Raw genomic sequence first — 24,010 nt, 5'->3', positions numbered from 1 at the left:
TCAGGCCCGCTTGGCGGCCGCGCGGCCGAACAGGCCCATGGGCCGGAACCACAGGGTCGCCACCAGGAGCGCGAAGGCGGTGAGGTCCTTGAAGGTCGAGGACAGATAGGCGGCGGTCAGCACCTCGGCAAAGCCGAGGAGCAGGCCGGCCACCAGGGCCCCGCGCAGGTCCCCGAGGCCGCCCACGATGATCACCGCGAAGCCCCGCAGCATCATGTGCTCGCCCATGAAGGGCTGGATGGCGTTGAAGTTGAGGCCGACGAGCACGCCCGCTGCGCCTCCGATGGCGCCCGACAGGAAGGACACGACGCGCAGCATCAGCCCGCCATTGATGCCCATCAGCGCGGCCGCGTCCGGGTTCTCGGCGACGGCCCGGATGGCGAGGCCGAGGCGCGAGCCGCGCACCAGCGCCATCAGGGCGATCACGAAGGCGATAGCGGCGCCGACGATCAGGATCTGGGTGGTGCCGATGCGGATGCTGCCGAGGCTGTAGGCGCCGCCCTCGAAGATTGCGGCGGGAAAGCGCCGGATCTCGGTGCCGAGCCACGCGGCAAGGCCCGCATAGAGGAAGAGCGTGGCGCCGAGGGTCACCATCAGGGAGGCGAGTTCCGGCGCCTTGGCCTTGCGCAGCCGGGTGAGGAGCGCCGTGTCGATCGCCACCGCGATCAGGCCCGCGACCAGGGCTCCGACCGGCAGGGCGGCGGCGATGCCGAGGTTCAGGCTCTGCGTCGACCACAGGGCCGCGAAGGCGCCGATCGCGAAATAGACGCCGTAGGTCAGGTTGATGACGCCCATCACGCCGAACATCAGCGTGAAGCCGATGGCGAAGAGGGCGTAGGTCGCCCCGAGGACGACGCCGTTGACGAGCTGCTGCTCAAGCATGGGGAAGAGATGATTCGGTGGTGCGGGCGACGACCTGGAGGGACCCACGGGAAGAACCCCTCTCCCGTTTGGGAGAGGGGCAGGGGTGAGGGTGGAGACGGTGCAGCAAAGACCCTGAACCGTGCCGCTGCCAGCGCGACGCTCAGTGTTTTATTCGAAACCGTGCCACCCTCACCCCCTGCCCCTCTCCCACCCGGGAGAGGGGATCCCCGCGCTTCGGGCTCACTCCAGCAGCTGGAACTTGCCGCCCTTCATGGTGAGCACCACCACGCCGGACGTGTCCGCCGGATCGCGGCTCTCCGAGAACGAGAACGGACCCATCACGCCGGTATGCTTCACCTTGATCAGCGCATCCTTGATCTTCTCGGATTCGGGCGCCCCGGCGGCGTCGATGGCCTTCGCTACGATGAACAGCGTGTCGTAGGCCTGGGCGGCGAACTGGTCGGGGCTGTCGCCGTACTTCTCCCGGAAGGAGGCCACGAAGGCCTGATTCGCCGGGTCCTTCTTGCCGATGAACCAGGGGCTTCCGACGATGGTGCCGTCGGCCGCCGCGCCCGCGATCTCGCCGAGCTTGGGCGAGTTCAGGCCGTTGCCGCCGATGATGAACACCTTCGGGTCGATGCCGAGCTGCCGGGCCTGGAGGGCGATGCCGGAGGCCGCCTCGACCAGCGCCGACAGCACGATCGCGTCGGGGTTCAGGCCCTTGATCTTGGTGAGCTGGGCCGAGAAGTCGGTGTCCTTGGAGCCGAAGGTCTCGGTGGTCAGCACCTCGATGCCGAGCTTGTCCAGCGCGCCCTTCATCACGTCGTAGGCCGACTTGGTGAAGGCGTCGTCGTTGCCGTACATCACGGCGACGCGCTTGATGCCGAACTTCTCCTTCGCGGTGCGGAGCGTCACCGGGATGACGTCCGCCTCCGGCAGCGAGGTGCGGAACACGTAGGGGCCGATCGCCGTGATGCCGTTCGCGGTGGTGGAGGTGCCGACGATCGGGACCTTGCGCTCGTTGGCGACCGGGCCTGCGGCGAACATCTCGTTCGAAAGGGTGGGGCCGAGGATCAGCGGAACCTTGTCCCGGCCGATGAGCTTGCGGGCGGCGTTGAGTGCCTGCTCCTTGGCGCCGGCCGAATCCTCGTAGACGAGCGCGAGCGGCCGACCGCCCAGCACGCCGCCACCCTTGTTGATCTCGGCCGCGGCGAGATCGAAGCCGCGCTGGATCGCGATCCCGTAGCGGCTGTTGGGACCGGTCAGGATCTCGATGGCGCCGAGCTTCACCGGCGTCTTGTCCTGAGCCGCAGCTCCCGTCACGGCCCCGGCCAGCAGGGCCGCGGCCACCAATCCTCTCATCAGCACACGCATTCGTGCCTCCCTCGCACCGTCCGGCCGCGCGCCGCCTCCCGCCGCGAGCCGCACCGCGGACAGGGCGCCGGTCTTCTTGGAAAGATCGGCTGCTGCCTTAGAGCAGCCGCGGGCGGGGGACAATCGGCGTTCCACGTGCCGACCCGGCGGATTCATGCCGAGAGCGGCGATCGGCGCGGCTCGCGCCGCACTTCACGCGAAAAAGCGGACCCGCAGGGCGGATCCGCTTGCCGGCCGGGCCGGAGCGATCGGTCAGAGCGCGCGGTCGAAGCGCAGCTCGCCGGCCTGGGACTTGATGACCAGCTGCGAGCCGACGATGTCCCACTGCGCGGAGGTGCGGAACGCCGTGAAGAACTGCATCTCGGCGGCGCTCACGGCCTTGTCGCAGGACTTCTTGGTGATGGCGAGCGGGCCCACCGCGAGGTGCTGCTCCTTGAGCGGGAAGGCCGTCGCCGCGAAGGTGTTGCAGCCGCCGAAACCGCGCGCGCGGTACTGCTTGTCGATGATGAAGCTCGGACGATCCGCCCCCGCGAACGGCCTGCCGTTCAGGCTCACGGCTGTCCAGGTGGAATCCAGCGGGAAGATCTTCTCCTGCGCCTTGGCAGGCGGGATGTACTGCTTCTGATCCGGCTTGTCGCGGTTCTTCTGCCCGTATCCCAGGATCGCCTGCGCCGACGCCTGAGTGGCAAACGCCACGAGCGCGACGGCACCGGCGGCAGCCGCCATCCGCATCGCCATCATTGGTTGCCCCATCGAGCCTTGCTGTTGCGGCGGACTCTAGTGAGGCGAGCGGAGCCGTGCAACCCGTCGGCGGGGCCGCGCATTCGCGCGGCCGGGGGACAGTCGAGTCTTTCGCAAGACTGTTGCAATTTTGCCGCAAGCTTGGCTGTACGATCGGGTGATTCGAGCAAAGCTTGGCCGTACGGAAACGAATGGCCAACCGAACCGTTAGCGTGAGTGACGAGCCTTGGGCGAGGCGACTCAGCCCCGGGCCGAACCGAAGAGGTGGGCAGTGAACGGCGGGAACGACATCACGGCGGGACAGGTGCGGCGGGCGAGGGACCTGCTCGGATGGTCGGAGGCGGATCTCGCCCTGCATGCCAATGTCGACGCGGCGGTGATCCGCCACTTCGAGACGGGCACCTATCCTCCGTCGCGCGGACAGCGGGACGCGCTCCGGGGTGCCCTGGTCGCGGCCGGCGTGACGTTCACCGACACCGGCGACCCCGGCGCGCGCCTGCGCGGCAGCGGTCCGGTGAATGACGGCATCCACCCGCGCGAGCTCACCACCGAGAACGACGACGGGACGAGCTGAGCCGCTGTCAGGCGGAGGTGAGCGCGAAGGCCTTCAGGTCGAAGCCGGGATCGGCCGCCTGCTCGGGGCTGAGGCTCGTGCCGGCCTGGAGCAGGCGCCGCGCGATCATGTGGTCGGCGGGGCGGTTGAGGGACTCGACGCAGACCAGGCGGCCCTCCCGGTAGCGGAAGACCGAGAAGCTCGCCCCCGGCGCGCCGCGGGTCACGGCCGCATCGGCGGGCGTGCTCAAGCCGGCGATCTGGAGCTTCAGGGGGCCCTGGTCGCTCCAGAACCAGGGCACCGCCGTATAGGCGGCCGGCCGGCCGGTGAGCCGGGCCGCCACGCAGCGGGCGCCGTCGACTGCGTTCTGCACCGATTCGAGGCGCACCCGGGCGCCGTCCGCATGGGGCGAGGGATGGGAGGCGCAGTCGCCGATCGCCGAGACCGCGGGGTCGGCGGTCGAGAGCATCGCGTCGACCTCGATGCCGTTCCCCATCGGCAGGCCGGCGGCCTCGGCGAGATCCTGGTTCGGCAGCACCCCGATGCCGATGAGGACGAGGTCGGCCTCCACCGTCCCGCCGCCCCGGATGACGACGCCCGTCGCCCGCTCGCGCCCCGCGATCGCCTCCACCTGCGCCCCGAACAGGAGGCGCGCGCCCGCCGCCTCGTGCGAGGCCGTGATGGCGCCCGCCATGATGGGCGAGACCGCCCGGGCAAGCGCCCGGTCCAGCCCCTCGATCACCGTGACGGACAGCCCCTTGCTGGAGCAGACGGCCGCGAATTCGAGCCCGATGAAGCCGGCGCCAACGACGGCCACCCGGGTGACCCCGGCGAGGGCGGCCTTGAGCGCGTCGGCCTCCGCGAGGCTGCGCAGCTGATGCACGCCGGGGAGGTCGGCGCCCGGCACGGGCAGCGGGCGGTTGCGCGCGCCCGTCGCGAGGACGAGATGGTCGAAGGGCAGCCGCTCGCCCGAGGCGAGCTCGACCCGCTGCGCCGCACGGTCGAGCGCCGCCACCCGCTCGCCGGACCGGATCGTGAGCCCGTGCTCGGCATAATAGCCGGGTGCCCGCAGCAGCAGGCCGGCCGCATCGGTCTTCCCCATCAGGTAGGCCTTGGAGAGCGGCGGGCGTCCGTAGGGCAGGCCCGGCTCGTCGCCGATGAGCGTCACGGGTCCCTGGTATCCGCCCTCGCGCAGGGAGGCGCCGAGCTGGAAGCCGCCCTGGCCGGTGCCCACCACGACGATGCCTCCCATGCCGACCTCCCAGAATCATACCAACGGCCCAAGATGCTGACGCATCGGGCTGTTGACCATCTCGAAGTGTCGACACCAAGCCAAAGGCTTGGCGACACTTCGAGAGCGGAACCAACGGTCATTGGAAATGATCGTTGGTATCAGTGCTCCAGCGCGGCCAGCACGGCCTCGCTGCGGATCTCCTCCGTCAGCCGGGCCTTGAGGTCCGAGAAGGCGGGGCTCGTCTTCACGGTGTAGTGGCGCGGATGCGCGAGGTCGACCGGGACGTCGGCCTTGATGCGGCCGGGACGGGCGGTCATCACCACCACCCGCGAGGCCATGAACACCGCCTCCTCGATGTCATGGGTGACGAAGATCACCGTCTTGCGCTCGCGCTCCCAGATCCCGAGGAGCAGCTCCTGCATCAGGCCGCGGGTCTGGTTGTCGAGGGCGCCGAAGGGCTCGTCGAGCAGGAGGATCGCCGGATCGTTGGCGAGCGCGCGGGCGATCGCGGTGCGCTGCTGCATGCCGCCGGAGAGCTGCTTGGGGTAGTGGCCCTCGAAGCCGCGCAGGCCCACCTTGTCGATATAGGCCGCGACGATCTCGCGGCGCTCGCTCATCGGCACGCCGCGCTCGCGCAGGCCGAAGGCGATGTTCTCCGCGACGGTGAGCCAGGGAAACAGGGTGTAGGACTGGAACACCATGCCCCGGTCCGGCCCCGCCCGGCGCACCTCCCGCCCGCCGACGAGGACGCGGCCCGAACTCGGGAGATCGAGCCCGGCGACGATGCGCAGGAGGGTCGATTTCCCGCAACCCGAAGGGCCCAGGATGGTGATGAAGTCGTTGGCCGCGACCGTGAGGTCGGTGGGGTCGAGGGCGCGTAAGGGGGCCCGCCCGCCCATCCCGGGAAAGACCCGCGACACGCCCTCGATCGCGACGGCGGCGGGCGCGCTCATGCGGGCCTCCCTCACGCGAGCTTCCACCGGAAGACCTGCCGGTTGACCGCCTTGAACAGGAAGTCCGAGGCGAGGCCGATCAGGCCGATGACGATGATGCCGAAGATGATCTGGCCCGTCGCCAGCAGCGCCTGGCTCTCGATGATCATGTGTCCGATGCCCGAGGAGGAGCCGATCAGCTCGGCGACGATGACGTAGGTCCAGGCCCAGCCGAGCACGAGGCGCAAGATTTCGGCGATGTCGGGGGCGGTGGCCGGGATCAGGACCCGGCGGATGATGCCGGTGTCGCTGGCGCCGAGCGTGTAGGCCGCCTCCACGAGGTCGCGCCGCACCTGCCCCACCGAGACCGCCACCATCAGGACGATCTGGAACACCGAGCCGATGAAGATGACGAGGAGCTTCTGCATCTCGCCGATCCCGGCCCAGAGGATCAGCAGCGGCACGAAGGCGGAGGCCGGCAGGTAGCGGGCGAAGGACACGAAGGGCTCGAAGAAGGCTTCGACCGGCTTGTAGGCGCCCATCAGGATGCCGAGGGGCACCGCAACGACAGCCGCGAGCAGGAAGCCGCCGACCACCCGCCAGACGGTGACGCCGATATCCGACAGGAAGCCGAACCGCGTCAGCAGGAGCCAGCCGTCCTGCAGCATGGTCAGCGGGTCGGCGAGGAACGTCACCGGCACGAAGCCGCCGAGGGTGGCGACAGCCCAGGCCAGCACGAACAGGACGAAGAAGCCGACGCCGAGGACAGCGCGCGGGACGCGGCCGACCGGCTGGAGCGGACGCATCCCGCTCACTGGATGAAGCGGGCGTCCGCGAGGCTGTCGATGTCCGGCTTCTGCTTGATGATGCCGATCTCGAGCAGCAGGTCGGCCGCTTCGGCTGAGAACTTCTGCAGCCCACCGGAGAAGAAGGCCTTGTTGGCGGCCCGGTCCTGCCAGCGCAGGAATTTCGCCGAGGCGGCGAAGGCCTCTCCGGTCTGCTTCACGTCGGCGCCCATGATCTCGAAGGACTTGGCCTGATCCTTGGCGATGAGGTCGAGGGCCTCGAAGTAGCTGTCGGCGAGCGCCTTGGCGGCCTTCGGGTTCTGGTTCAGGAAATCCGGCGTGCAGCCGAACGTATCCATGATCATCGGGTAGTCGAGGGTCGTGGCGATGATCTTGCCGGCCTGCGGCGCGGCGCGAACGGAGGAGAGATAGGGCTCGTAGGTCACCGCCGCGTCGTTCTGGCCGGCGATGAAGGCCTGGGCGGCGGGGCCCGGCTCCAGGTTGACCACCTTCACATCCTTCAGGGACAGGCCGTTCTGCTTCAGCATCCAGGCGAGGGTGAAGTAGGGCGCGGTGCCCGGAACCGAGGCCGCGACCGTCTTGCCCTTGAGGTCCTTGATCGCCGCGATGTCGTTGCGCACGACCAGCCCGTCGGCGCCGTAGGACTTGTCGAGCTGGAAGATCTGCTTCGCCGGCACGCCGTTGGCGTTCCAGACCACCCAGGTCTCGACGGTCGTCGCGGCGCATTGCACGTCGCCCGAGCGGATGGCGAGATGGCGGCTCGCCTGGGGAATCTTCTTGATGGTGACGTCGAGGCCGTTCTTCTGGAAGATCCCGGCCTCCTTGGCGAGGGTGAGCGGAGCGAAGCCCGTCCAGCCGCTCATCCCGATCGTGACCTTGGTCCCTTGCGCGAAAGCCGGAGCCGCCAGCAGCGCGGCAAGGCCCATCCCGATCGCAGCCGCTCTCATCCCGTCCCCCGCTGCCGTTTCGTCACGTGCTCTTTCGTAGCCGCGGCCCCCTCACTTGTATAGACATATTGGCAGGCAGCCTGCCTGCGTGAGAGGCAGCGGGCGGGAGCGACGCATCAGCTCAGCCCAGGGGCGTGGCGGTTGCCACCAAGGTCCTCCGGGACCGGCATGCTGCAGCCCGATCAGCCGAGCGGCATCTCCAGCACGAATCGCGCGCCCGGATTGTTCGGCTCGGCCGACAGCCGGCCGTCGAGCTGGCGGGTGAGGTTGTTGATGATCTTGAGCCCGAGGCTGCGCTGGCGGGAATGCACGTCGAAGCCGGGAGGCAGGCCGACGCCGTGATCCGACACGTCGACACGCAGCCGATTGCCCTGCACCGCCACGGTGACCTCGACCGGGCCGGTGCCGCCCGGATAGGCGTATTTGACGGCGTTGGTGACGAGTTCGTTGACCATGAGGCCGATCGGAATCGCCTGATCGGCGGCGATCACCCGCGGGTCGGCCTCGCATCGGAGCGGATGGCCCGGCGCGGCCTCCTGCAGCTTGCTCACCAACTCGCGGACGAAGCCCGAGACCTCCACGGTGCCGACATGCAGCCCCCGCCAGAGATGGTCGTGCACCTGCGCCACCGTGGCGATGCGGGCGCCCGCATCCTCCAGGGCGTAGCGCACCTCCTCCGAATGGGTATCGCGCGCCTGGAGACGCAGCAGGCCCGCGACCACGCCGAGGCTGTTCTTGACCCGGTGACTCATCTCGCGCGCGAGCAGCGCCTGATGGTCGAGCGCATCGCGCAGGCGCTGATCCGCGTGGGAGCGCTCCACCGCGAGGCCGATCAGCCCCGCGAGGCCCGCGAGGAAGTCCTGATCGGCGCGGTCGAAGCCCGGATCCTCCCGGCCGCAGACCTCCAGCACGCCGTAGGCCCGCCGGCCGTCCTCCCCGAGCACGATCGGCACGTTGACCGCGTGGCGGATGCCCGCTCCCCCGAAAGGGTCGGGCAGGCGGAAGCCCGCGGTGTCGGGCAACCCGTTCGCCAGGACGCCCGCGCCGGTGCGGAAGGCGTAGGCGGCCGGCGCGGCCTCGTCGGCGGCCGGGCAGGTCGCCCCGATGGTGCCCTCCGGCCAGCCGGTCGCGGCCCGGATCAGAAAGTCGTGATCGTGCGGGCGGTATTCGAGAACATGCGCGCAGGGGGCGCCCAGACCTTCGGCGGCGGCGTCGCAGGCCCGCTGCAGGAACGCGCCGAGGTCGCGGCTCTGGAGGAGCATCCGGGTGAGGGATCCGAGGAAACCTTGCTGCCGGAGCCGATAGGGCAGTTCCGCGCGCCCGGATTCCGCCATGTCCCGGTTCGACCACTCACCCGACATCGAGAGGAATCCACACATGTCCCGCCGCCCCGCCGCGGCGGGAGACTTGCCTTTGAGTCTTACGCCATCCCTTCGACAGGACAAGCGGCGGCCTGGCGGGCATGCCACCCGTGCAGGGCGTCGACCGAGACCATGCCTGCGGGCCAGGGATCGCCGGCCAGCAGCCGGTGCGGGAGACCCGGCTCGCCGAGATCGGACACGATGGCCGGCGCCTCGCCGAGATCGTCTACTGGCAGCGCCTGGCTCGGCGTCGCGACGACGGGCAGCCCCGCCGCCCGCGCGGCGCGCACGCCGTTGGTCGAATCCTCGAACGCGACCGCCTCCGTCGCCGCGACGCCGAGCCGGGCGAGGGCGAAGTCGTAGACCGCCGGGGATGGCTTCTTGGCCGTCACCGCGTCGCCCGCCGCCACCAGGTCGAACGGCCCGCGTCCCGTCCGGAACAGGGCGGCGATGAGGGCCGCGACATTGTCGGCATGGCTCGTCGTCGCGATGGCGAGCCGGAGTCCCGCCGCCTTCGCCTCGGCGACGAGCCGCAGGATGCCGGGACGCGGCACGAGCCGCCCGGCCGCCACCAGTTCCACATAGGCCCGGGTCTTGGCGGCGTAGATCTCCGGGAGGAGCGGAAAGATGCCCTCGACACCCGGCGGGCGGTAATGGGCGAGGTAGTGCAGCAGCCGCTCCTTGCCGCCCGTCACCTGGAGGAGATCCGCATAGAGCGCCTCGTCCCAGGAGAAGGGCAGGCCGAACCGCGCGAAGGCGCGGTTGAACGATTCCCGGTGTACCGGCTCGGTCTCGGCCAGCGTGCCGTCCACGTCGAAGATCAGAGCCTTGAGCACCGCGCTTTCATCCTTCGGACCTTGGTCTATAGCGCGGCTCGGCGCGGGCGGGGAGCCGGTCCCGCATCTGCCCGGCTGGGTGGGCCTGCGCTGGTCACGCTTTCCGGCCAACGGCCTTGAAGAAGGTGTAGCAGAAAACGCCGTCGGCTTCGGATGTCCGGAGGAGCGCTCTGATCCCGGAGTCGAATGTGGCGCCGTCGATCAGGTTCGCAGCGGTTGCGGGGCTGCGGATACCCGCGATCATGGCCGTGAACGTCTTCCGGACGAAGCCTTCGGCGAGGTTTGGGCGACTTGCATCCACGTAGACGAGGCGTGGCGAGACGCGGACGGCATCGAAGCCGGATTGCGCCAGCAACGGAAAGAGACGCCGGCCGATCAGCGCATCCCCGCCCGCCGCCCGCTGGAGATCCACTTGGCATCGGATGACCGCTCGGGCGTCGCTGTCATCGGGATGGAAGAATGTGGAGCCGTGGTCACCCTCGATGACCGTGATGGTGCCATTCGGCTTCACCACGCGCCGCAACTCGGCCAGCGCCCTGGCCGGCCGAGCGAGATGCTCGAGGACGAAGCAGACGAAGACGTGATCGAAGGACGCCTCACTGAAAGGCAGCGCGTGAAGGTCGGCCTGGCGGAAATCCGGACGAGGAAGGCCCGCCGCTGCCACATGCGCTTCCGCCGTCATGAGAGATCGCGCCGAGACATCGACGCAGGTGATCTTCACGCCCGGGTTTCTCCGAGCCAACGCAACAGTCTGGGCGCCCACGCCGCAGCCCGCTTCGAGGATCGTGCTGCCGCCCGGGTAGGCGGTGTCGCCGTGAAGCAGGTCCTCCAGCGTGCTCGCCTGATCGTGCAGGCGCAGGCTCTCCACGCCGTCGTACCCGTGAACATAGTGCTGATCCATGTGACCCCGGCCTTTCCTGAACGGGCCGATCATCCGGTCGGGGCGGATCTCGCGTCTTGAACGGGATTGCCTGGAGCGCTCAGGCCACGGCGGACCGATACCGGGCGGGGGTGACGCCGAACTGGCGAACGAAGGCGCGGGTCATGTGACTCTGATCGGCGAAGCCGGCCGCGATCGCCGCCTCGGCGGGGCGCTGTCCCGCAGCCAGAAGCTGCCGAGCGAGGCGGACCCGCCGCTGGATGAGGTAGGAATGCGGCGTCGTGCCGACCTCGCGGGAGAAGCCGCGCAGGAGCTGGAACCGGCTCACCCCCGACAGGGCGGCCAGCTCGCCGAGCGTGACCGGGATCTCGGGAGCCTCGTTCAGGCGCCGGAGCGCGCGGGCGACCGGAGGCGATGCTTCGCGAACCGGCGGGAACCGGTTCGCGTACCGGCGCAGAAGGAGCATCAGCGTCCGCAGCAATCGCTCTTCGAGGGCGAGAAGGTCCGGCTTCGGTGCGATCATCCCGGCGAACAGGCGCGTGAGGCTATCGGCCAGCCCCGGATCGGAAACGGCCGGCCGGGTGATCTCGAAGGGGCCGGGTGTCTCGTCCCGCATCTCTCGGGCCATGAGACCGGGGTCGAGATAGAGCATCGTCCAGCCCCGTCCCCGATCATCCACCGGGTGGCCGTCGTGCATCTCCCCGGGATTGACCGTGATCACGTCCCCGGCACCCGCCTCCACGGGCCCGATGCCGCTCCAGGACCGGTGCGCGCCGAATCGCATTACGCCGATTCCGAAGTGATCATGCGCATGGCGGGGGAAGTGACGCCTGGAGGCCAGCGCAACCGCCTCGATCCCCGTAACGGCCGATCGGAACTGCTCGGCCCGGTGCATCGGCCCCGGCATGGTCATGCGAGTCTCGGCTTCATCGTCATCGGTCCCGTCCGGCTGCGTCAGTGAAGCGCCATCTCAGAGCAGGCGCCGCCGCCGCTCCACGAGCTGCAGGATCATCGGCGTCAGAATGAGCTGCATCGCGAGGTCGAGCTTGCCGCCGGGGATGACCACCGAATTGGCGCGCGACATGAAGCTGCCGGCGATCATCGAGATCAGGTAGGGGAAATCGATGCCCTTCGGGTCGCGGAAGCGGATCACCACCATGGATTCGTCGGCGGTCGGGATCCAGCGGGCGATGAACGGGTTCGAGGTGTCGACCGTCGGGATGCGCTGGAAGTTGATGTCCGTGTTGGTGAATTGCGGGCAGATGACGTTCACGTAGTCGGGCATCCGGCGCAGGATCACGTCGGTGACCGCCTCGGTCGAGTAGCCGCGCGTGGCCCGGTCCCGGTGCAGCTTCTGGATCCATTCGAGGTTGATCACCGGCACGACGCCGATCTTGAGGTCGGCATATTGCGCGATGTTGATGCGCTCGTTGTGCACCGCGCCGTGCAGGCCCTCGTAGAAGAGGAGGTCGGATTCCGCGTCGAACTCCTCCCATTCCGAGAAGGTGCCGGGCTCGCCGCCCCAGCGCTCGGCATCGTTGCGGTCGTGGATGTAGTGGCGGGTGCGGCCGCGGCCGGATTCCGCGTAAGCGCGGAAGACCGCTTCGAGTTCGGGCAGCAGGTTCGCCCGCTCGCCGAAATGGCTCAGCGTCGGCTCCGCGGCCATGGCCTTGCGCATCGTGGCGCGGTCCATGGAGTGGAAGGCGTCGCCCTCGATGTAGACCGCCGTGACGCTCTCGCGGCGGAAGATCTGCTCGAAGGTGTTGCGCACCGAGGTGGTGCCGGCTCCCGAGGAGCCCGTCACCGAGATGATCGGGTGGAGGGCGGACATCGCGCGGCCAGTCCCGTTGCTCTAGTTCCCGATCCTATGGATGCCGGTTCGGCGCGCAAAGCGCGACCGCACCAAAGGCCGAGAGCCCGGTCTCAGGCGCGCAGAAGGCCCCGTTGACCGAAGAGCGGCGAGCGGGCGCCGGTATGGCGGCGGCCGTCATGATACTTGCCGACGCAGGCCACCTCTTCGGCGGAGCCGAACACGAAGGGGGTGCGCTGGTGCAGGTCCAGGGCCTTGAGGTCGAGGATCGGGCCATCGCGCCCGTCCGTCGCGGCGCCCCCCGCCGCCTCCATGACGAGCGCGATCGCGGCCGCCTCGTGCACGAGGCGGGTCTGGCCGTTGGCGCAGCCGCGGCGGGTCTCGCCCGGCATCAGCTGCACGCCGCCGCGCGCCAGGATGTGGTGCGCGCCGGCGGCGAGCGAGGTGCTCCAGCCCATGGCGAAATCCTGTCCCCGCGGCCCCTCGGAGCCGCGCAGGCAATCGTCCACGAAGGCGCGCACCGGCGCCTCCCAGAAGCGGGCATTGGCGGCATCGACGGCGTAGAGCGGGCTCGTCGGCGGGATCGTCACCGCGTCGCGGGTGAGATGGAACGCGCCCGAGGCCGGATCGAGGGTGAAGATGCGGACGCCCCGGCCCCAGGTCAGCGCGAGGTCGGTCCGCGGCCCGTAGGTGACGAAGCCGGCCGCGACCTGCGACCGGCCCGGCTGACGGAAGGGGGCCCCGTCGCCGGCCGGGCGCAGGGAGAAGATCGTTCCGGCGGGCAGGTTGCCGGCGAGATTGTCGGCCCCGTCAAGCGGCGAGAGGGCGACCGCGAGGGAGGCCGCCGGGTCGAGCACCTCGTCGTGCTCCGCCTCCCGCAGGGCGAGGAGCGCCGTCGGCGCATCGCGCAGGGCGGCCGTGAACCGCGACCGCACCGCGCCTTCGAGGCCGTTCGGGCCGGGGCCGGAATCGTGGCCGCCATTCCGGAGGAGGGTGCTCGTCTCGGCGGCCGCGAGGGCCAGAGCCGTCAGCACGGACGCCACCGCACGATCGCCGCCAGCCCCCTCGCTGGCGAGGCAGGCCTCGAGGCGAGTCCCGACCACCATCACACCATCCCTTCCGTGCACGGCGCTTCCCGCTGCACATCCGGGTCCGATCCCGGGAGCCCGCGCCGGAAGCGGAAGCCTCAAGCCCGTGGGTCCGCCTTGATATCAACTATGGGGGCCGAGGTTCCCGGGGGCAAATGTGAAAAAACTTGCCTCCATGTTCAAAAAAAATGAGCATGGGGCGAACACGGCAGGATGTGATGCGTAACCTCTCCCTCAAGCAGCTTCAGGCCGTTGCGGCGATCGCCCGGCTCGGGACGATGACCCGCGCCGCACAGGAGCTGAACGTCACCCCGGCGGCTCTCACCGCCCGCATCAAGGCCCTGGAGGACGAGGCGGGCCTGCTGCTGTTCGACCGCACCAGCGCGGGTCTGAAGCCCACGGACGCCGGGCGCGAGATGCTGTGGGCGATCGACAGCATCAACACGGTGCTGGAGACCTGCGCGGAACGCCTGAAGGCCCTGCGCGGCGGCAGCGGCGGCCGGGTCGCGGTCGGCGTCGTCTCGACCGCCAAGTACTTTGCGCCGCAGATCATCAGCGGCTTCGTGCACCAGCACCCGTCCATCGAGATCGACCTCGTGGTCGGCAACCGGGGGGCGACGCTCGAATCGATCCGGGACTACAAGGTCGACCTTGCCGTCATGGGACGGCCGCCGCGGGACTTTCCGATCTCGGCGGAGTCGTTCGGGCCGCACCCGCTGGTGGTGATCGCCGCGCCCGGGCACCGCTTCGCCGGCCGTGTCGGCATCACCAGGGCGGAACTCGCCGAGGAGCCGTTCCTGGTGCGCGAGTACGGCTCGGGCACCCGGACGGTGTTCGAGGAGTTCATGACGGGCGTGATGATCAAGCGCGCCCGGTTCGGCATCGACAGCGGCTCGAACGAGACCATCAAGCAGACCGTGATGGCGGGTCTCGGGATCGCGCTGATCTCGGGCCACACGGTCGCCGCCGAGGTGGCGAGCCGCCGCTTGATCATCCTCGACGTCGAGGGCCTGCCGATCCGCCGCGAGTGGTTCGTGGTGCGGCGCGCCGACAAGGTGCTGAGCCCGGCTGCGCGCTCCCTGTGGGACTACATCGTCACGGAGGGGGCGTCCTGGCTGCCCACGCTGCCGCTGCGGCCTCCGGGCGCGCCGGCCGGAGCGACCGCGGCCGCATAGGCCCGTCGTCCGGACGGGCGCCGGAGCCAACGCCGCCCCGGCCTGCTGGCCGTGAGGATGCCGTCACCAGCGCTCCGGCAGGGACGCGAATTCGCGCCGCCGCGCTCGCTCGGCGGTGTCCGGGCCGGCCACGATCGTCTCGGGGCCGGGCGAGCGCATCGGGTAGGTCGCGAACGGGCCGTATTCCGCCGCGTAGCGCTCGGAGGGCCACGCGATGGCGTAGTCGCCCTCCGGCATCGGCCGGTAGAGGGGGTTGAGCCGAAGCTGCGTGCCGTCCGGCGGCAGGGTCAGCCCGTCGACGAGCGCGCGCGGAGCCGGGCGCATGCCGGGGCCGCACACGACCGAGAAGGCCTCGACCGCGCCGAGCGCCGAGGGCTCCGCGGGCGCCGGGGCGCGGGCCTCGACGAGGGCGTGCGTGAGCTCGGCGTCGTCGTAGACGAGCCCATCCGGAAACAGCTCCTCGATCTCGGCCGCCGAGACGGCGTGGCCTGCCGAGAACCCGGCCCGGGCGCTGTTGTGGATGTGGCTGAGCGCGAGCCAGCCCTCCTCGCCGGCCGTCCTGCGCAGGCAGTCGAGGATGCAGCTCTTGTCCTTCAGAAGGGAGAAGGCGTCGTTGCAGAGCACGAGGTCGACGGGGGTGCCCTCGATCGGCCAGTGGGGCGAGCCGGCATCGAAGCAGAGGAGCTGCGCGCGCTGGCCCACCACCCAGTGCCGGGCGACCCAGAGCTTGGCGAAGACCACGTCCGCCCCGGAGGTGCGCACGCCCCGGCCCTGCAGCTCGCGCAGATAATGCCCGATGCCGCAGGCGAGCTCGAAGACGCAGAGCGGCGCGTTCCAATGCGCTTCGAGGAGGGCGAGGCCGGCGAGGAAGGTCGGGTCCGTCCAGCGATGCACGAAATAGTCGCCGACCTCGCCCCAGGCGAGCCGCGCCACCGCCTCGCGCAGGGACACGTATTTGAGGTCGCGCACGAGTTCGCGCAGCTGTGCCGGATCGGGCCGCGGCCCGGTCCAGCCGTCGTCCTGGTCGGCGAGCAGCTGTTCGAGGGCGTGGCCGGGGGCCCCCTTGTCGAGATGGCCGAGCGCCTCGCGGACGAGGTCGTCCCGGCCGACGCGCAGATAGGGAATGCCATCGATGACGGGCCAGCGTGGCCCGAGCCGGCCCTCGCGCAGGGAATGGGGCGTGTCGTGGTGCAGCGCTTCGCCGCTCTGCGGCGAGACAAGTCCGAAGGGAATCACGCGGCGGCTCCGACGCTGGGGGTTCAGAGGCCGAAATGCGAGAGCACGGCGCGGGGATCCCGCCCTCCGCACCGGAGAGGGGGCCGGAGCGGCGCTTCGCATCCGCGGCGTCGAAGGCGCGGCCCTCGGCGGGTGGCGTCGCCCGGCCGGTCGGCAGGGCCGCAGGACAGGCGCGAGGAAACCGCTAGTTCGCGAGAGACTAGCGCAAGCTTCAGTGACGCTCGGCCGGCCGTTCCGACCAATTTCGACAAATCTGTGATCAGGCAGGTGCTTACCGCGCCGCAAAATGACCCGGACGTTAACGCTACGCTGTCCCATTCTGGTCACTTCGGCCCTCCAGAGGTGCCTTTCCTGACGAAGCAAGGCACGGCCGCGCGAGTGGCCGGGCGGTAACGAAGGCAAGGACATGGGGGTTTTCCCGGAGCCGGCGCCCTGCGCCGACGACGCGTGCCGACTCGTGCCCGAGACTGGGACGGACGAGGGCGAGGCCGCCGTGCGGTGGCTGATCCCGCAGAGCGCGCAGGGACGGAAATCGCGCAAGGCCAGGGTGGTTCGCACGCTGACGGGCCGGGTGCTGACGGCACTCGGCATCGGGCTCGCGCTCGCGGGCGCTTTGCCGCAGGACGCGCTGGCGCCGGCCGCCGCGGCCCATGACCGGGCCGATCTGCAGGTGCCCCGGCGCTCCGCGCTGCCGCCCATGGGGACGACCGAGTGGCGCGGCCTCGTGCCGGTTCAGGAGAAGCCCAGCACGGCGGAGCTGATCCAGCTCGATCTCGACCGCCTCGCCAGCGAGGCGGGCGAAGACCAGACCGTTGTCTTCGACACCCTGCGGGTGCCCCGCGCTCTCGTCGACACGATCCTGCGCGCCGCCAAGGAGACCGAGGTGGATCCGGTCTACCTGATGGCCCTTGCCGACAAGGAATCGAGCTTCCGGCCGAATGCGCAGGCCGCGACCTCGTCGGCGGAGGGGCTGTTCCAGTTCCTCACCGGCACGTGGCTCGAGCTGGTCCGCAGCTTCGGCGCCCGGCATGGGTTGACCGAGGAGGCGGGCCTGATCCAGCGCCACCGCGGAGGCCTGACCGTGCCGGATGCGGCGGCGCGCCGGAGAATCCTGGCGCTGCGCCGCGACCCCTATGTGGCGAGCCTGATGGCGGGCGAGATGATGAAGCGCGACCGGGCGCGGATCGAGCAGCGCCTGGGCCGCGACCTGAAGCAGACCGAATGCTACGTCGCCCATCTCCTCGGGGTGGCGAGCGCCAGCCGCTTCATGCAGCTCACCCAGGAAAAGCCGGACCAGCCGGCCCAGACCGCGTTCCGGGCCGCCGCGCGGGCAAACCGAAGCCTTTTTTTTGAACGCCAGGGCAAGAAGACACGCAGCCTCACGGTGGCCGAAGTCTACGAGAGACTCGACCTCATGATCGACCGGCGCCTCGACCGCTTCCAATCGGCCGCGGCTCTGGCGGATCGCATCGACACCCGTCGTCCGGGCGATGCGATTCCCGCGGAAGCAACGCTGGTTCCGTGAGACCCTGACGAAGCTGTCTCGCGGACCATCGCCCCGCGCGGCGGTATGGCACGCGGAGGCTGCATCCGAAGAACCCGGCAGGCTGCCGCCGGTTCCGGGGTGCCGCGAGAAATTTTCAGGCGGCCGGCAGGCGCCCGGCGAGGTCGCCGGCCCGCTCGACCGAGACCACCTCCAGGGCCTGCTCGCTGCCGCGGATCGCCACGGTCTCGACGCGCAGGCCATCGAGGGGGATCCCGGCCCGGCGGGCGGCGGCGGCCGAGGCGGCCAGCTGCACCTCGTGGGCCTTGGCATGCGTTTCGAGACGGCTCGCGATGTTCACCGCCGGGCCGATCGCCGACATCGGACGGCTCTCGCCGTAGCCGAGGCGCCCAAGGACCAGGGGGCCGGCATGTAGGCCCATGGCGATGCGCAGCGGCGCCGGTAGTTCGGCGGCGATCTGCCGGTTGAGCGCCTGCACGGCCCGATCGATGTCGGCGGCTGCCGCAAAGGCCGCCCGGCAGGCGGCGTCGATCCCGTCCGGATGGGTGAACAGGGCAAGCAGACCATCGCCCGCATAGCCGCCGATCCAGCCGCCATGCTTAACGACCGGCTCCCCGGCTGCCTCGAAGAACCGGTTGAGGATGTAGACGACGTCGAAGGCGAATTTGCGCTCGGCGAGCGGGGTGAAGCCGCGCACATCCACGAACAGGATCGCGACCTCGCGCTCGACCCCCGCGAGATCCGGATCGCCGAGGCGGTCGCCGGTACGGTCGCGGGTGCCAGGACGCAGGATCCGCATCAGGGTGACCTCGCCGCGCGGCCGCGCCTGGCAGGCGAGCCGCACGCCGGGCGGCGCCCCGATCGCGGTCAGCGTCGCGGTCTCCTGGGCGCTGGGCGGCGAGAGGTTGTGGGTGCCCCGGGTGACCAGCACGCGGCAGGTGGAGCAGCGTCCCCGCCCGCCGCAGACCGCCACATGCGGGATGCGGTGGGCGCGGCTCACCTCAAGGAGTGTCATCCCGTCGGCAGCCCGCACGGAGGGCCCGTCCAGATAGGTGACGGCGATGCGCCGGGCCCGCCAGGCCGCCGTCATCCGGACGAGTCCGAGCGCCAGGGCCAGACCGGAAGCGGCGTAGAAGCCAGCGATGATCGGCGTCCCGAGGCCCGTCAGCGCTTCGGGCGGGCGGTACTGCGGCCAGCGCTGCGCGAGATCCGCCGCGTCGAACCGCGCCGCGGCCGCGAGGTCGCGCTCCATCAGCTCGCCCTGCATGGCGATGCCGAGCATGGCCGCGAGCGGCAGGATCAGCGCCGCGACGCCGAGCCAGGGGGCGGCGCGCCGGTAGCCCGGCGAGAGCCGCAGCCAATGGTGCAGCCCGAGGCAGCCATGGGCCCAGACCAGAGTGAGCAGGAGGGTCTGGCGCGGGATGGCGTCCGGCCAGAGATGGGCGATCACCGTCGGGTAGGAGGTGTTGAGGCCGTAGAGCAGGTTCGCCACCCGGGTGCCGAGGATGTGCGGCACCAGCAGGAACGGGATCGCGAGACCGAGGACGATCTGAGCCGCCTCCCAGGCGGGCAGGCGCAGGCTGCGCCGCGCCGCGAGCTTTCTCAGCGCCAGCCCGGCATGCACGAGGAGCGCGCCCGCGAGCAGCGCCGTGCCGGGGACGGAGCGAGTGACCGTGGCGCGCCAGCGCTCGAAGGCCAGCATGGCCTCGATGCCGAAGAGTCCGAGCGCATGGTTGAGGAAATGCGTCGCCGCGAAAGCGAACAGGATCAGCCCCGAGACGAGGCGCAGACGCTGCGCCACGGAGCCGCGCCACAGCCGGACGGTCGATCCGGACGGCGCGTGGCCGGCGGCGCGCGCGGCAGGCATGACGAGAGCCATCGTGAGGCGAACTCGGCGGGAGGAACAGCGACGCTGCTCCAAGTGGTGACGGGCGCGCGGGACGGTAGGCCCTTCACGCGGGATTGTCCCGTCGCGCGGGAGCGGAGCCTCTACGGGCGGGCCGGGATCGCGCCCCGGTCGGATGACGCCACGGCCTCCGCCTCGCGGAGTTCCAGCAGCAGCTCCACCCCCGGCAGGCCGTGCCGGATCGCCCCGCGCAGGTCGCCGACGGCGTGCCGGATGCCCTCGGCGCTCAGGTCGCGGTCGAGGTCGAGGGAGGCGGCCAGCAGCACGGTCGTCGGTCCCAGATGGAGGCTGCGCAGACGCGGCACGCCGAGGACCCGCGGGTCGGACCGCAGGATGGCGGTGGCCTGCTCGATCAGGCGGGGCGAGGCGCTCTCGCCGGTCAGCAGGCTGCGGGTCTCGCGAAACAGCACCATGGCGGTCGCGACGAGCAGCAGGCCGATCGCCACCGAGGCCACGCCGTCGCTCTGCGGCCGGCCGAGCCACGTGCTCCCGACGATGCCCGCCAGCGCGAAGCCGAGGCCGATCAGGGCCGCACCGTCCTCCAGCACCACCGCGAAGGTGCTCGGGTCCTTGCTGCGCGCGACCGCGCGCCAGAGCGGCAGCCGCGCGAAGCGGTGGCGCATCTCCCGCCACGCGGCGAGGAAGGACAGGCCCTCGAAGACCAGGGCGGTGCCGATCACCGCGACGTTGACCCAGGCCGCCTCGATCGGGTGGGGGTGGCGGATCTTCTCGATGCCCTCGTAGATCGCGTAGGCGCCGCCGAGCGCGAAGATCATCAGGGCGACGACGAAGGACCAGAAGTAGAGTTCGAGCCCATGCCCGAAATTGTGGCTGTCGTCCGCCGGCCGCGCGGCCCGGTGCAGGCCATAGAGCAGCAGCCCCTGGTTGCCCGTATCGACGAAGGAATGTACGGCCTCGGTGAACATCGCGCTCGACCCGGTGTAGAGGGCGGCCATGAGCTTGGTCGCCGCGATGGCGAGGTTGCCGGCCAGGGCGGCGTAGATGACGAAACGCGATCCGGACTGGTTCACGGGCGGTCCTCCACCGCGCCAACGCTCCCGCCGGGCTCCAGTGCCCGGCACCGGGCCCGAACGCCCGGCACCGGGCCTCAATGCCCGGTGGCGGGCGCGCCGCCCCGGCGCTTCACCGATGTCAGGATCATCGCCAGCGGAATGGTGGCGGCCGACACCATGGCCAGCGTCCAGAACACGTCGATATAGGCCAGGAAGGCCGATTGGGTCTGCACCTGCTGGCCGATCCAGGCGAAGGCCTGGCTCTGCGCGTCGACCGTCGAGGCGCCGTGCGTGGCGAAGTAGTCGGTGGCGTGCCGCAGCGTCTCCTGGTAGGCGGGCTCGGAGGGCACGACGTGCTCCACGAGCCGGCTGGTATGGAATTGCTGCCGGTAGGCGAGCATGTTCTGGGCGAGCGACACGCCCATCGAGCCGCCGACATTGCGGGCGACGTTGATGAGCGCCGAGGCCTGGTCGGTCTGCGCCGGGGCGATTCCCTCGTAGGAGGCGGCGGTGATCGACAGGAAGATCATCGGCAGGCCGATGCCGATCGCGATGCGCGACCAGACGAAGAATCCGAAATCGAGGTCGCCGTAGAGGTTGGTGAGATCGACCATCGCGACGGCGATGATCGCGGCCCCGCCGGCGATGAGGTATTTCGGCTGCACGACGCTCGCGATGCGACCGATCACGAACATCATCAGGCAGGTGACGAGGCCGCCGGGGGAGAGGGCGAGGCCGGCCCAGGTGGCGGTGTAGCCGAAATGATCCTGGAGCAGCTGCGGCAGGAACTGCGTGGTGGCGATCAGGATGGCGCCCGTCGCCATCATCACGAGGAAGCAGGAGCCGAACTGGCGGCGGCCGAGCAGCCGCAGGTCGACGACCGGGTTCCTGCGGGTGAGCTCCCACGGGATTATCGCCGCGAAGGCGATCCCCATGAACACCGCGAAGGTGACGATGAGGTTCGAGCCGAACCAGTCCTTCCGCTGCCCCTGGTCGAGCACGACTTCGAGCGAGCCGAGGAAGGTCGCGACCAGCACGAAGCCGACGAGATCGAAATCGACGCCCTCGCGGCGCAGGCGCTCGCGTTCCTCGATCGCCGATTTCGGATCCTGGACCAGGAGATGGATCAACCCGAGGGCGATCACGCCGACCGGCGCGTTGATCAGGAAGCACCAGTGCCAGGAATAGGTGTCGGAGAGCCAGCCGCCCAGCGTCGGCCCGACCACCGGCGCCACCACGATGGCGATTCCGTAGAGCGCGAAGGCCTGCCCGCGCTTCTCCGGCGGGAAGGAATCCGCCAGGATCGACTGTGCGAGCGGCGCCATGCCGCCGCCGCCGAGCCCCTGCAGCACCCGGAAGACCAGCAGGGATTCGAGGCTCCAGGCGAATCCGCACAGGATGGAGGAGACCGTGAACAGCGCGATCGCCGCCATGAAGAACGCCTTGCGCCCGTAGCGCTTGGCGACGAAGCTCGAGGCGGTGAGCACGATGGCGTTGGCGACGAGGTAGCTCGTCACCACCCAGGCGGCCTCGTCGGGCCCCACCGCGAGGCCGCCCGAGATGTAGCGCAGCGCCACATTGGCGATCGTGGTGTCGAGCACCTCCATGAAGGTTGCGATCGCCACCACCACGGCGACGAGCCAGGGATTGTGCCCGCCCGCGGCGCTGTCGGCGGGGTCGGGAGCGCTCACCGCACCCGCACCGTCGGCACGACGGACAGGCCGGGCCCGATCGCGACGTCCTCCGGCCAGTGGTCGACCACGATCTTCACCGGCACGCGCTGCACCACCTTCACGAAGTTGCCCGTGGCGTTCTCGGCCGGGAGCAGGCTGAAAGCGGTTCCCGAGCCCGGCTGCACGGACTCGACGCGGCCCTTGATCGTGCGATCCGGGTAGGCGTCGATCTCGACATCGACGTCCTGGCCCGGCCGCATGTCGGTGATCTGGGTTTCCTTGAAGTTCGCGGTGATCCAGATGTCGTCGGGCACGAACATGCCGAGCGCCTGGCCGGCCTGCGCGTATTGGCCGACCGCTCCGGTGAGGCGGACCACCCGGCCGGCCTGGGCCGCCGTCACGGTCGTATAGCCGAGGTTGAGCCTCGCCTGCTCCTCCTGGGCGCGCGCCTGGGCGAGGCTCGCCTCGGCGCCGGCCCGCTGGGCCTGCAGCGAGCCGACCTGCTTCTGCGCCACGGTCACGGCGGCGCGGGCGCGGGACAGGTTGGCCTGCTGCTGCTGCAGGTTCGAGGTCGATTGCTGGGATTGCTGGATGCTGCCCGCGCCGCGCTGGGCGAGGTCCTGGTAGCGGGCAGCCTCCTGGCGGGCGAAGGCGAGGGCGGCATCGGCCTGCTCGACCTGCGCCTCGGCCTCCGCGATGCTGCCCCTCTGGGCCTCGATCTGCGCGTCGATGTTGCGGATCGCGGCCTCGGCCGAGGCGACCTGCGCCTGCGCCTCCCGGAGGGCGGCCGCGTAGTCGCGCCGGTCGATCTGGAACAGGACGCTGCCGGCCTCGACGTGCTGGTTGTCGGTGACCGGCACGGCCACGACGTAGCCCGAGACCTTCGGGGCGACCGAGAACTGGCGGGCGGCCACGAAGGCGTCGTCCGTGGACTCGTAGGGGTGCACGAAGACGAGCCAGTACCAGAAGCCCGCCGCCCCCGTGGCGACGAGCAGGATCGCGCCGAGGGCGAACCAGACCGGGTGGCGGCGGATCGGCGACGGCGTCTTCTCGCCCCGGCCGCCTCGGCCGTCCCGGGACGAACCCGTCCGCTCCGGCTCCCGGTCCGGGGAGGGGGTCGCGTCGTGGGAGCGAGGCAGGTCGGCCCGGTTCCTCGCCGCCGGCGCATCGGGACTCCGCCCGTCGCGGTGCTCCGCGCCGGATTGATCGTCCAGCATACTCGACATCCACGGTCCGGCCGCCTCTGCGGCCGTCGCACGGCGCCCGCCTCGGCCAGTGAATTCCGCCGCCCGCGGCCGGGTTCCCCAAGTGACGGTTTCGCGCGGAGTTTCATCCCGACCCGGCGACGGAACGTAGCGCTGTGCGCCGCGTTCAGCGAGCAGGCCGGCCGCAGCCGAGCTTCACGCCGTCCTCGCAGTTCCGGAGATTCCCATGAGCACCGGACCGTCCGTTCCTTCCGCCGGCACGCCGCCCGACCGGCTGACCGCCATGAGCGCCGTGCTCGCCCGCAACTGGTGGCTGGTCGCCCTGCGGGGCGTCTTCGCGATCCTGTTCGGGATCATCGCCCTGGTCTCGCCCATCGCGACGCTCTACACGCTGGTGATCTTCTTCGCCGCCTACATGCTGGTCGACGGGATCGCCGACATCGTCGCGGCGGTGCGGGCCGCGGAGCGGCACGAGCGCTGGGGTCTCCTCCTGGCGGAGGGGATTCTCGACATCCTGGTCGGCATCGTGGCCTTCCTGGTGCCGGGCAGCGCGCTCCTGGCCTTCGTCTATCTCACGGCGGCCTGGGCGCTGGTCACGGGCGCGCTGATGATCGCGGCGGCCTTCCGGCTGCACCTCGACCATGGGCGCTGGTGGCTGGTGCTCGGGGGCGTCTGCTCGGTGCTGTTCGGCATCGCGCTCTTGATCAATCCCGGCGTATCCCTGCTCGTGCTCACCTACTGGCTGGCCGGCTACGCCATCGCGTTCGGCGTCCTGATGCTGATCCTCGCCTTCCGCCTGCGCAGCCGGCATGCCGAGGCCCTGCCGCCAAGCGCCGCGCGGCCGGCCTGATTCCCCGGACGCGGTGGCGAGG

22 protein-coding genes are annotated in these 24,010 nt (G+C 70.4%); 4 read left to right on the top strand and 18 right to left on the bottom strand.

The window, feature by feature from the left end:
• The 3 genes from MNOD_RS01640 to MNOD_RS01630 all read right to left on the bottom strand — a co-directional run bounded on the left by MNOD_RS01640 (position 1) and on the right by MNOD_RS01630 (position 2,964).
• Complete coding sequence (locus MNOD_RS01640; RefSeq protein WP_015927087.1) at positions 1-882, bottom strand: branched-chain amino acid ABC transporter permease; 882 nt, start codon at positions 880-882, stop codon at positions 1-3.
• 222 nt (positions 883-1,104) lie between these two features.
• Positions 1,105-2,238, bottom strand: coding sequence for an ABC transporter substrate-binding protein (locus tag MNOD_RS01635; protein ID WP_015927086.1), 1,134 nt, complete (start codon positions 2,236-2,238; stop codon positions 1,105-1,107).
• Between the two features lie 252 nt (positions 2,239-2,490).
• Entirely contained in the window at positions 2,491-2,964 is a 474-nt protein-coding gene (locus tag MNOD_RS01630) for an META domain-containing protein (protein ID WP_425277494.1), read from the bottom strand.
• A 286-nt stretch (positions 2,965-3,250) separates the two neighbouring features.
• Here MNOD_RS01630 and MNOD_RS01625 point away from each other — a divergent pair, with 286 nt between their 5' ends.
• Complete coding sequence (locus MNOD_RS01625) at positions 3,251-3,553, top strand: helix-turn-helix domain-containing protein (protein ID WP_015927084.1); 303 nt, start codon at positions 3,251-3,253, stop codon at positions 3,551-3,553.
• Positions 3,554-3,560: 7 nt separating this feature from the next.
• Here MNOD_RS01625 and MNOD_RS01620 read toward each other — a convergent pair whose 3' ends face one another.
• The 10 genes from MNOD_RS01620 to MNOD_RS01575 form a co-directional block, all read right to left on the bottom strand.
• Positions 3,561-4,784, bottom strand: coding sequence for an NAD(P)/FAD-dependent oxidoreductase (locus MNOD_RS01620; RefSeq protein WP_015927083.1), 1,224 nt, complete (start codon positions 4,782-4,784; stop codon positions 3,561-3,563).
• A gap of 140 nt (positions 4,785-4,924) precedes the next feature.
• Complete coding sequence (locus MNOD_RS01615) at positions 4,925-5,719, bottom strand: ABC transporter ATP-binding protein (protein WP_015927082.1); 795 nt, start codon at positions 5,717-5,719, stop codon at positions 4,925-4,927.
• Between the two features lie 11 nt (positions 5,720-5,730).
• Positions 5,731-6,504 (bottom strand): ABC transporter permease, encoded by a 774-nt coding sequence (locus MNOD_RS01610; protein ID WP_015927081.1) that lies wholly within the window; start codon positions 6,502-6,504, stop codon positions 5,731-5,733.
• 5 nt (positions 6,505-6,509) lie between these two features.
• Positions 6,510-7,451, bottom strand: coding sequence for an ABC transporter substrate-binding protein (locus MNOD_RS01605; protein ID WP_015927080.1), 942 nt, complete (start codon positions 7,449-7,451; stop codon positions 6,510-6,512).
• Between the two features lie 182 nt (positions 7,452-7,633).
• Complete coding sequence (locus MNOD_RS01600; protein ID WP_015927079.1) at positions 7,634-8,830, bottom strand: sensor histidine kinase; 1,197 nt, start codon at positions 8,828-8,830, stop codon at positions 7,634-7,636.
• Positions 8,831-8,871: 41 nt separating this feature from the next.
• Entirely contained in the window at positions 8,872-9,648 is a 777-nt protein-coding gene (locus tag MNOD_RS01595; protein WP_015927078.1) for an HAD-IA family hydrolase, read from the bottom strand.
• A gap of 94 nt (positions 9,649-9,742) precedes the next feature.
• The gene (locus MNOD_RS01590; protein ID WP_198157574.1) at positions 9,743-10,582 is read right to left on the bottom strand and encodes a methyltransferase domain-containing protein; all 840 of its coding nucleotides are present in this window, start codon (positions 10,580-10,582) and stop codon (positions 9,743-9,745) included.
• Between the two features lie 46 nt (positions 10,583-10,628).
• Positions 10,629-11,441: an AraC family transcriptional regulator gene (locus MNOD_RS01585; RefSeq protein ID WP_244424642.1), complete on the bottom strand. Its 813-nt coding sequence runs from the start codon at positions 11,439-11,441 to the stop codon at positions 10,629-10,631.
• Between the two features lie 57 nt (positions 11,442-11,498).
• Positions 11,499-12,359, bottom strand: coding sequence for a phosphoribulokinase (locus tag MNOD_RS01580; RefSeq protein ID WP_015927075.1), 861 nt, complete (start codon positions 12,357-12,359; stop codon positions 11,499-11,501).
• A 92-nt stretch (positions 12,360-12,451) separates the two neighbouring features.
• The gene (locus tag MNOD_RS01575) at positions 12,452-13,444 is read right to left on the bottom strand and encodes an FIG domain-containing protein (RefSeq protein WP_015927074.1); all 993 of its coding nucleotides are present in this window, start codon (positions 13,442-13,444) and stop codon (positions 12,452-12,454) included.
• Between the two features lie 200 nt (positions 13,445-13,644).
• Between MNOD_RS01575 and MNOD_RS01570 the strand changes: the two genes are divergently transcribed.
• Positions 13,645-14,601 carry a LysR family transcriptional regulator gene (locus tag MNOD_RS01570; protein WP_015927073.1) on the top strand — a complete coding sequence of 319 codons (957 nt, stop codon included), beginning with the start codon at positions 13,645-13,647 and terminating at the stop codon, positions 14,599-14,601.
• 63 nt (positions 14,602-14,664) lie between these two features.
• Here the strand turns inward: MNOD_RS01570 and MNOD_RS01565 are convergent, their stop codons facing one another.
• Positions 14,665-15,837 carry a class I SAM-dependent methyltransferase gene (locus MNOD_RS01565; RefSeq protein ID WP_015927072.1) on the bottom strand — a complete coding sequence of 391 codons (1,173 nt, stop codon included), beginning with the start codon at positions 15,835-15,837 and terminating at the stop codon, positions 14,665-14,667.
• Between the two features lie 406 nt (positions 15,838-16,243).
• On the opposite strand from MNOD_RS01565, the gene MNOD_RS01560 reads away from it, so the two are divergent.
• The gene (locus tag MNOD_RS01560) at positions 16,244-17,362 is read left to right on the top strand and encodes a transglycosylase SLT domain-containing protein (RefSeq protein WP_015927071.1); all 1,119 of its coding nucleotides are present in this window, start codon (positions 16,244-16,246) and stop codon (positions 17,360-17,362) included.
• Positions 17,363-17,477: 115 nt separating this feature from the next.
• Here MNOD_RS01560 and MNOD_RS01555 read toward each other — a convergent pair whose 3' ends face one another.
• The 4 genes from MNOD_RS01555 to MNOD_RS01540 form a co-directional block, all read right to left on the bottom strand.
• A complete protein-coding gene (locus MNOD_RS01555) occupies positions 17,478-19,208 on the bottom strand; it encodes an adenylate/guanylate cyclase domain-containing protein (RefSeq protein WP_244424641.1) in 1,731 nt (576 codons plus the stop codon).
• A 122-nt stretch (positions 19,209-19,330) separates the two neighbouring features.
• Positions 19,331-20,278, bottom strand: a complete 948-nt coding sequence (locus MNOD_RS01550; RefSeq protein ID WP_015927069.1) for a cation diffusion facilitator family transporter — start codon at positions 20,276-20,278, stop codon at positions 19,331-19,333.
• 77 nt (positions 20,279-20,355) lie between these two features.
• Entirely contained in the window at positions 20,356-21,951 is a 1,596-nt protein-coding gene (locus MNOD_RS01545; RefSeq protein ID WP_015927068.1) for a DHA2 family efflux MFS transporter permease subunit, read from the bottom strand.
• Entirely contained in the window at positions 21,948-23,150 is a 1,203-nt protein-coding gene (locus MNOD_RS01540) for an HlyD family secretion protein (RefSeq protein WP_015927067.1), read from the bottom strand. Before MNOD_RS01540 ends, MNOD_RS01545 begins: the two co-directional genes overlap by 4 nt.
• 214 nt (positions 23,151-23,364) lie before the next feature.
• Here MNOD_RS01540 and MNOD_RS01535 point away from each other — a divergent pair, with 214 nt between their 5' ends.
• A complete protein-coding gene (locus MNOD_RS01535; RefSeq protein ID WP_015927066.1) occupies positions 23,365-23,988 on the top strand; it encodes an HdeD family acid-resistance protein in 624 nt (207 codons plus the stop codon).
• The last annotated feature ends 22 nt before the right edge of the window (positions 23,989-24,010 follow it).

It is taken from the genome of Methylobacterium nodulans ORS 2060 (assembly GCF_000022085.1).
Taxonomy (GTDB): Bacteria; Pseudomonadota; Alphaproteobacteria; order Rhizobiales; family Beijerinckiaceae; genus Methylobacterium; species Methylobacterium nodulans.
Note: the sequence above shows the minus strand (reverse complement) of the source record. Positions and strands in the feature narration are given on the sequence as shown.

What these genes read in the sequence shown, in the direction of transcription:
- MNOD_RS01640 (WP_015927087.1), bottom strand. Translation starts at nt 882, where the DNA reads ATGCTTGAGCAGCAGCTCGTCAACGGCGTCGTCCTCGGGGCGACCTAC.
- MNOD_RS01635 (WP_015927086.1), bottom strand. Translation starts at nt 2,238, where the DNA reads ATGCGTGTGCTGATGAGAGGATTGGTGGCCGCGGCCCTGCTGGCCGGG.
- MNOD_RS01630 (WP_425277494.1), bottom strand. Translation starts at nt 2,964, where the DNA reads ATGGCGGCTGCCGCCGGTGCCGTCGCGCTCGTGGCGTTTGCCACTCAG.
- MNOD_RS01620 (WP_015927083.1), bottom strand. Translation starts at nt 4,784, where the DNA reads ATGGGAGGCATCGTCGTGGTGGGCACCGGCCAGGGCGGCTTCCAGCTC.
- MNOD_RS01615 (WP_015927082.1), bottom strand. Translation starts at nt 5,719, where the DNA reads ATGAGCGCGCCCGCCGCCGTCGCGATCGAGGGCGTGTCGCGGGTCTTT.
- MNOD_RS01610 (WP_015927081.1), bottom strand. Translation starts at nt 6,504, where the DNA reads ATGCGTCCGCTCCAGCCGGTCGGCCGCGTCCCGCGCGCTGTCCTCGGC.
- MNOD_RS01605 (WP_015927080.1), bottom strand. Translation starts at nt 7,451, where the DNA reads ATGAGAGCGGCTGCGATCGGGATGGGCCTTGCCGCGCTGCTGGCGGCT.
- MNOD_RS01600 (WP_015927079.1), bottom strand. Translation starts at nt 8,830, where the DNA reads ATGTGTGGATTCCTCTCGATGTCGGGTGAGTGGTCGAACCGGGACATG.
- MNOD_RS01590 (WP_198157574.1), bottom strand. Translation starts at nt 10,582, where the DNA reads ATGATCGGCCCGTTCAGGAAAGGCCGGGGTCACATGGATCAGCACTAT.
- MNOD_RS01585 (WP_244424642.1), bottom strand. Translation starts at nt 11,441, where the DNA reads ATGACCATGCCGGGGCCGATGCACCGGGCCGAGCAGTTCCGATCGGCC.
- MNOD_RS01580 (WP_015927075.1), bottom strand. Translation starts at nt 12,359, where the DNA reads ATGTCCGCCCTCCACCCGATCATCTCGGTGACGGGCTCCTCGGGAGCC.
- MNOD_RS01575 (WP_015927074.1), bottom strand. Translation starts at nt 13,444, where the DNA reads ATGGTGGTCGGGACTCGCCTCGAGGCCTGCCTCGCCAGCGAGGGGGCT.
- MNOD_RS01570 (WP_015927073.1), top strand. Translation starts at nt 13,645, where the DNA reads ATGCGTAACCTCTCCCTCAAGCAGCTTCAGGCCGTTGCGGCGATCGCC.
- MNOD_RS01560 (WP_015927071.1), top strand. Translation starts at nt 16,244, where the DNA reads ATGGGGGTTTTCCCGGAGCCGGCGCCCTGCGCCGACGACGCGTGCCGA.
- MNOD_RS01555 (WP_244424641.1), bottom strand. Translation starts at nt 19,208, where the DNA reads ATGCCTGCCGCGCGCGCCGCCGGCCACGCGCCGTCCGGATCGACCGTC.
- MNOD_RS01540 (WP_015927067.1), bottom strand. Translation starts at nt 23,150, where the DNA reads ATGCTGGACGATCAATCCGGCGCGGAGCACCGCGACGGGCGGAGTCCC.
- MNOD_RS01535 (WP_015927066.1), top strand. Translation starts at nt 23,365, where the DNA reads ATGAGCACCGGACCGTCCGTTCCTTCCGCCGGCACGCCGCCCGACCGG.